This is a genomic window from uncultured Caballeronia sp., assembly GCF_964243625.1.
Taxonomy (GTDB): Bacteria; Pseudomonadota; Gammaproteobacteria; order Burkholderiales; family Burkholderiaceae; genus Caballeronia.
Window position 1 is genome coordinate 1 of record NZ_CAXTGZ010000352.1, and the last position, 6,457, is coordinate 6,457.

8 protein-coding genes and 1 pseudogene are annotated in these 6,457 nt (G+C 61.1%); 2 read left to right on the forward strand and 7 right to left on the reverse strand.

All coding sequences use genetic code 11. The features are described 5' to 3' along the window. From ACFFAR_RS21365 to ACFFAR_RS21380, 4 genes and pseudogenes are all read right to left on the reverse strand, one after another. Positions 1–213 (reverse strand): annotated as a pseudogene (locus ACFFAR_RS21365) (3-oxoacyl-ACP synthase); the annotation flags it as partial. Next, the gene (plsX, locus tag ACFFAR_RS21370) at positions 213–1,373 is read right to left on the reverse strand and encodes a phosphate acyltransferase PlsX (protein WP_375508418.1); all 1,161 of its coding nucleotides are present in this window, start codon (positions 1,371–1,373) and stop codon (positions 213–215) included. The gene plsX and the pseudogene ACFFAR_RS21365, both read right to left, overlap by 1 nt. A 171-nt stretch (positions 1,374–1,544) precedes the next feature. Then, positions 1,545–1,724, reverse strand: coding sequence for a 50S ribosomal protein L32 (rpmF, locus tag ACFFAR_RS21375; RefSeq protein WP_056354381.1), 180 nt, complete (start codon positions 1,722–1,724; stop codon positions 1,545–1,547). A gap of 116 nt (positions 1,725–1,840) precedes the next feature. Next, on the reverse strand, positions 1,841–2,494 hold the full coding sequence (locus tag ACFFAR_RS21380) for a YceD family protein (RefSeq protein WP_061999953.1): 654 nt from the start codon (positions 2,492–2,494) through the stop codon (positions 1,841–1,843). A gap of 410 nt (positions 2,495–2,904) precedes the next feature. Between ACFFAR_RS21380 and ACFFAR_RS21385 the strand changes: the two genes are divergently transcribed. Beyond that, positions 2,905–3,519, forward strand: a complete 615-nt coding sequence (locus ACFFAR_RS21385) for a Maf family nucleotide pyrophosphatase (RefSeq protein WP_174365447.1) — start codon at positions 2,905–2,907, stop codon at positions 3,517–3,519. Next, complete coding sequence (locus ACFFAR_RS21390; RefSeq protein ID WP_061999955.1) at positions 3,516–4,235, forward strand: SAM-dependent methyltransferase; 720 nt, start codon at positions 3,516–3,518, stop codon at positions 4,233–4,235. Before ACFFAR_RS21385 ends, ACFFAR_RS21390 begins: the two co-directional genes overlap by 4 nt. Before the next feature lie 65 nt (positions 4,236–4,300). Here the strand turns inward: ACFFAR_RS21390 and ACFFAR_RS21395 are convergent, their stop codons facing one another. Genes ACFFAR_RS21395 through ACFFAR_RS21405 form a run of 3 tightly spaced genes read right to left on the reverse strand, consistent with a single transcriptional unit; the run spans position 4,301 to position 6,390 of the window. Continuing rightward, positions 4,301–5,302, reverse strand: a complete 1,002-nt coding sequence (locus ACFFAR_RS21395) for a S49 family peptidase (protein WP_375508419.1) — start codon at positions 5,300–5,302, stop codon at positions 4,301–4,303. Positions 5,303–5,347: 45 nt separating this feature from the next. Beyond that, positions 5,348–5,734, reverse strand: a complete 387-nt coding sequence (locus tag ACFFAR_RS21400) for a Rieske 2Fe-2S domain-containing protein (RefSeq protein WP_061999957.1) — start codon at positions 5,732–5,734, stop codon at positions 5,348–5,350. After that, positions 5,731–6,390, reverse strand: a complete 660-nt coding sequence (locus ACFFAR_RS21405) for an HAD-IIIA family hydrolase (RefSeq protein ID WP_062167257.1) — start codon at positions 6,388–6,390, stop codon at positions 5,731–5,733. Before ACFFAR_RS21405 ends, ACFFAR_RS21400 begins: the two co-directional genes overlap by 4 nt. Positions 6,391–6,457 lie beyond the last annotated feature (67 nt).

Here is a 6,457-nt window from a genome sequence, read left to right on the forward strand (position 1 = left end):
GCTGCGCGATGCGTGCAATGCGAGTTCGCTGGTTGTCTCGTCGGCCGCGGCAAAATGACGGGCATGGATGCCAGTGCGGGCAACGATCCATTCGTCGCTCGTTTCAACACCCTGTTTGGCCAGCCGGTCGGCCAGATCCTGATTCGTGACACGATCGGCCGGCAGGTAGCTGCCCGTTCCGATCACACGGGAATAGAGATTCGATTGAGCCATTATGCCTTCGAGGGTAGCGCGGCGCCCGGTGCGCCCGGCTGCACGAGCGGGCCTGGGACGGTCGTGTCCTCGCCCGGGGCGGCCGATGCGGCCGGGTCCGCGATCACGGCGCCGGATGCGTCAGCGGAAGTGCCCAGCGCCACTTGTTGCACAGGAGCAGCATTATCTTCCATGGCGCGCACCAGTCGTTCCAGCACGCCATTTTTGACCGCATCATACCCGCGTTTGATAGCCCACTCAAACCCGTAGGCTTCTGCGGAACCGTGGCTTTTAATGACGAGTCCGCGCAATCCGAGGAGCGCGGCGCCGTTGTATTGAGCAGGATCGACGCGCCGTTTGAAGCGCTTGAGAACAGGCAGTGCGACGAGCGCCATCAGCTTGGTCGCAAGCGACCGGCTGAATTCCTCGCGGATCATGTCGGTGAGCATTTGCGCGAGACCTTCCGATGTCTTCAGCGCTACATTGCCGACAAACCCGTCGCAGACGACGACGTCCGTCGTGCCTTTATAGATGTCGTTGCCTTCCACGTTGCCGTAGAAGTTGAGCGTGCTCGCGCGCAGCAGTTCGCCGGCACGTTTGATGGTTTCGTTGCCCTTGATGACTTCTTCGCCGATGTTGAGAAGCCCGATGGTCGGCCGCTCCTTGTTACCGATGGCAGCAACGAGCGCGTGCCCCATCTCGGCGAATTGCAACAGGTGCTGCGGCTCGCAATCCACGTTCGCGCCAAGGTCGAGCACAGTGGTGAAGCCTTTCTGGCTCGGCATGGCAAACGCGATAGCCGGCCGTTCGATGCCGGGCAGCGTCTTCAGCACATAGCGGGACACAGCCATCAATGCGCCGGTGTTGCCCGCCGAGATGCAGGTTTGCGCCTGCCCCTCCTTGACGAGATTGAGCGCCACGCGCATCGACGAATCTTTTTTCCGGCGCAGGGCGACTTCCACCGGATCGTCCATCTCGACCACTTCCGTGGCGGGGACGACCGTCAACCGGGTTTCGTCGACGGCCTTGCATTTCTTCAACTGCGCACGGATAGCCGACTCGATGCCGACGAGCAGCAGATGCGCATCGGGATGCGAACGCACGAAACTGACAGCGGCGGGAACGGTCACGGACGGGCCGTGGTCGCCTCCCATGCAGTCGATGGTGATCTTTACGGTCATGGAGTGCGACGAATTTCAGGCACAAAAAAGCGGCAGTGAAATGCCGCCTTCTTGTTGCACCAGGAAGATGTCAAACGCGAGCGACCGTAGCTCAATTCATGTGTCAGACCATGAGTCAAGACGGCGACGCGAGACGCACCGAGCGTCGCGGACGCACTACGCGCCGTACGCTTAGTCGTTCTTCGTCTTGATGACTTTCTTGCCACGATAGTAGCCATTCGGGCTCACGTGGTGACGCAGATGGACTTCACCCGTGCCCGGCTCGACAGCCAGCGCCGGCGCCGTGAGGAAGTCGTGCGAACGATGCATGCCGCGCTTGGACGGCGATTTCTTGTTTTGCTGAACTGCCATGATGACTCCAGAAAAATTTTGCGAATTCTAACACAGCTCGACACACCGGCGCCCCTGACCTGAGGCCAGTGAGTCGATCCGGACGCATCGCGCCAATTGACGGATACCGATACTCTTCAATGCGTGTCGTTGCCGGAACCGCCCTGCTTGAGCTTGCCGAGCGCGGCGAACGGATTGGGTCTTCCAGAGCCGCCATCCTGCTGCGGTTCTGCTTCGCCATTCAGACCACCTTCGTCCAGCTCGCCCTCGGCGCTGTAGAGACCTGTATTCAGGCTCTCATGCACTTCGGGACACACGTCGTGCTTGGGCACGAGCGGCAAGGACAACAACAATTCATCCTCGATCAAGTCGATGAGATCGAACTGGCGCGAGCCTACGATCACCTCGACTTCATCGTTGTCCAGCGGAAATTCGTCCGCCTCCTCTTCCGTCAACACAATGCGATACGTTGCGTCGACATCGAGATGCTGCGAGTACGGCGACAAGCACCGCTGACATTCGATCCAGACCGAACCGTGCACGGCGAGCCGCAAATAGGGCTGCGGCGCTTCGGTGCCGTCGTCCTGCAATTCCGGCTGCATGGAGCCTTCGGCCTGCCATGAAAACACCGTGTCGCGATCGGGCGCGTCCGCCGGTACTTCATTAAGCAGACGCGGCAACTGCGAAACCCGTACGCCGCCTGCTGCCTGCCGGCGGCTTTGCGCAAAGTCGAACAGGTCAAGCGCGCGCAAGTCCGCGGGACATGCAGGTTTGCCAGGATTTTGTGTCATGTGCGCTCCTGCAAATGGTCAGTACCGCGACCCGGGCCAACGAGGTCCGGGTAGCACGGCAGGGATGGAAGCTGCAGTATGCACCGCACTGATCCCGTCCGGCTGGTGTGGTTTATCCCGAGTTGCCGGGCCGGGCGCAGCGGACAACCTACGCTTTTAGTCCGCTTCCGGCCCTCAAAACCACGACACATCTCGGTACACTTCCGGTCACCGCGCTTGTTGCACGAGTTTGTTGCATGCTTCATTGCTTTCTTTGATGCGTGTTCATCAGAGTGCGTGGAAACACCTTCGCATACCGATGAAAAGCCCAAAACTATAGCGGCTTTGTCTTTTCGAGTCAAACACTTATCCTTCGGGTTGCGGCCCGGCCGCTCGAATCCATCACTTTCTTGTTTATAGCCGACTTTTTCATGCCCGATGTCTCAAACAAGCCGCGCCTCGTCCTTGCGTCGAGTTCGCGCTACCGCCGGGAATTGCTCGAACGCCTGCGCATTCCGTTCGATGTGATTTCGCCCGATATCGACGAAACGCCGCTGCAGGGAGAAACGCCCGAAGCCACGGCCCTGCGGCTTTCGGTGGCAAAAGCGCAGGCCGCTGCGGCGCGCGTGACGCATGCATGCGGCGCGCTCGTGATCGGCTCGGACCAGGTCGCGACCTGCGACGGCCAGCAGATCGGCAAGCCCGGCACGCACGAAAACGCCCGCGCGCAACTCCGGTCGATGCGCGGCAAGACCGTCGATTTCCACAGCGCGCTCTGCCTCTTCGACAGCCGCACAGGCCACGTCCAATCCGCCGATATCGTCACCCGCGTGCTTTTTCGCGACCTGTCGGACGAGGAAATCGAAGCGTATCTCCTGGCCGAAACGCCTTATGACGTGGCGGGAAGCGCGAAAGCGGAGGGATTGGGCATCACGCTCGTCGATGCCATTCATTCCGACGATCCCACCGCGCTCATCGGTTTGCCGTTGATTACGTTGTCGAAGATGCTGCGCGCCGCCGGATTTCCTTATGCGGGGGCAGCATGAGCGGTGTTCTGTATCTGATTCCCAATACCCTCGGCGACGGCGACAGCGCCGCCTTGGCCGACGTCCTGCCTGAACCCGTGCGGGCGCGGGCGGCGGTGTTGCAGTATTACATTGGCGAAAACGCGAAAACCACGCGCGCCTTCCTGAAAAAAGTCGGCACTGAGCGCCCGATCCAGGAAATCGAGATTCGCGAACTGAACGTCAACACGCCACCAGGCGAAGTCGACAAATTGCTCAAGCCCATACTCGCCGGCACCGACGCGGGGCTGGTTTCCGAAGCCGGTTGCCCGGCGGTCGCCGATCCAGGCGCCCTGCTCGTGCGCCGCGCGCACGAACGCGGCGTGAAAGTCGTGCCCTTCGTAGGACCGAGTTCGATTTTGCTCGCATTGATGGCATCGGGCATGAACGGCCAGAGTTTCGCGTTCAATGGCTATCTTCCTGTCGATGCCGCCGAGCGCGGCAAACGCCTTCGAGAACTCGAAGTTTTGTCGAGAAAGGCGAACCAGACGCAGATATTTATCGAGACGCCGTACCGGAACCGGGCATTGCTGGATACGTTGCTCGCGACGTGCGCGCCTTCGACACTGGTTTGCGTCGCAGTCGACCTGACGATGCCGGAGGAAACCATCATCACGCGCACGGTCTCCGAGTGGAAAAAGAAAGCCGCGCCAGAGTTGCACAAACGGCCGGCGATTTTCCTGCTGCTGGGCGCGTAAAAAGCATGAAAAAAACCGCTCGTCTGAATGTTCAGGGCGAGCGGTTTTTCCTTCAGCGCCGAAAACTACTTCAACTGCATCTTGCCGCCCATCATCAACGCGCTCATCGACGCATTTCCGACCGCCGCGCCAAACTTACGTGCAACGCGCTCGCCAATGCTCTCTTTTTGCGTGTAATCAACAAGATCCGGCTGTTTCACGATTTCACGTGCGACGTAATCCGCGTCGCCGAAACCATCGGCGAGACCGAGCTCGACGCTCTTCTGCCCCGTCCAGAACATGCCCGAGAACAGATCGGGATTGTCTTTCAGGCGTGCGCCGCGGCCTTTTTTGACGGCATCGATAAATTGCGCGTGGATCTGGTCCAGCATCTCCTGCGCGTGGGCATCCATTCCCGGCGTTTCCGGCGAGAACGGATCGAATGCGCCCTTGTTCGCACCCGATGTATGCAAGCGGCGCTCAACGCCAAGCTTGCTCATCAGGCCCGTAAAGCCGAAACCGTCCATCAGCACGCCGATCGAACCGACGATGCTCGCTTTATCGACGAAAATCTTGTCCGCCGCGGCGGCGGCGTAATAACCGCCCGATGCGCACATGTCGTTCACGACCACATATAGCGGCTTGGACGGATATTTCGTGCGCAAGCGCGTGATCTCACGATTGATGATGCCCGCCTGCACCGGACTGCCGCCCGGGCTATTGCAGCGAAGGATCACGGCCGCAGTGGCGTCGTCTTCGAACGCGCTGTCGAGCGCGGCATTCACGTTGTCCGCGCTGGCGTCACTGTTGGCGGAAATTTCGCCTTCCAGCTCCACGAGCGCCGTGTGACGCGCTGTTTTCGATACCTTGTCGCCGGTGAAATCGAATAAACGCCAGACCGCGACGGCCAGGACGGCAAGGAAAACGAACCGGAAAAAGATGCGCCAGCGGCGCGCCGAGCGCTGTTCGCTAATGGCCGCGAGCGCGATGCGTTCGAGCGCGGCGCGCTCCCAGTTTTCGCCTTTTGGCACGACGGTAGACGCGGGACGCGCCGGGTCGGAAGGTTCGGTGGGAATGTGATCGGACATGCGTCGCCTGGTTGACAGATTAAAGATTGAATCGGGAGTTTGGGTTCAAGCGGGACGCAGATCGGGGTCGGGAAGCCAGAAAACGGCGCGGCCGTCCGGCGTGTCGCGCTCCTCGGTTTCGACCTTCCGCAAACGCGCGCCGCGGCACGGGCCGCCGACGCACTTCCCCGTATCCGGCTCATAGATCGCGCCGTGGGTGGCGCACATCAAGTATAAGCCGGAGCTCTCGAAGAACTTGCCTTCGGACCAGTCCAGCTCCATGGGCACGTGCGCGCACTGGTTGAGGTAGCCGAAGGGCTTGCCGTCGTAGCGGACGAAAAACACGGTCGCCGCGCCGCTTTTGCCAACCGCGTTGCGACGAACGCCGTCGCCGCCATCGACCAGTTCGTCCGATGCACACACGCGCACAGCTTCGGCCGCCGCTCCGGTCATGCGTTTTCCCGCAGCCAGTCGCCGAGCGCGGTCACGTTTTCGGCCACGAACAGGGGCTCGAGCGCATGCAGCGACTTGGCCGGATGCGCGCCATAGGTCACGCCGACCGATGCCGCACCCGCATTCTTCGCCATCTGCAGGTCGTGCGTGGTGTCGCCGATCATCACCGTGCGGTTCACGTCCTGGCCGAGTTCGCGGGTCAGCTCGTGCAGCATCGCGGGATGGGGCTTGGAGAAGGTTTCATCGGCGCAGCGGGTGCCATCGAAAAGGCTTGTCAGGCGCGACTGGTCGAGCGCCCGGTTCAATCCCACACGGCTTTTGCCCGTGGCGACCGCCAGCAGATAGCCTTCATCGCGCAGGTTTTGCAGCATCTGCCGCACGCCCGCGAAGAGCTCGGTCTGCTCGCCCTTGATCAGGTAATGAAAGCGATACCGCTCAGCCAGCTTCGGATAATCGACGGGATCGAGCGTGGGCGCCGCGATCTGCAACGCGTCGCGCAGGCCGAGACCGATCACGTAGCTGGCGGCTTCATCGGCGGGAACGGGCAGGCCCAGGTCGCGGCATGCGGCCTGGATGCTGCGCGTGATGTGCGCCGTGGAGTCCATCAGGGTGCCGTCCCAGTCGAAGACAATCAGGTCGAATTGCTGACGCGCCATTTACTGTGTCTCTCTGGAAGATTGTTTGAGTTGTTCGATCAACCGTTTGCATTCGGCCGGCAGCGGC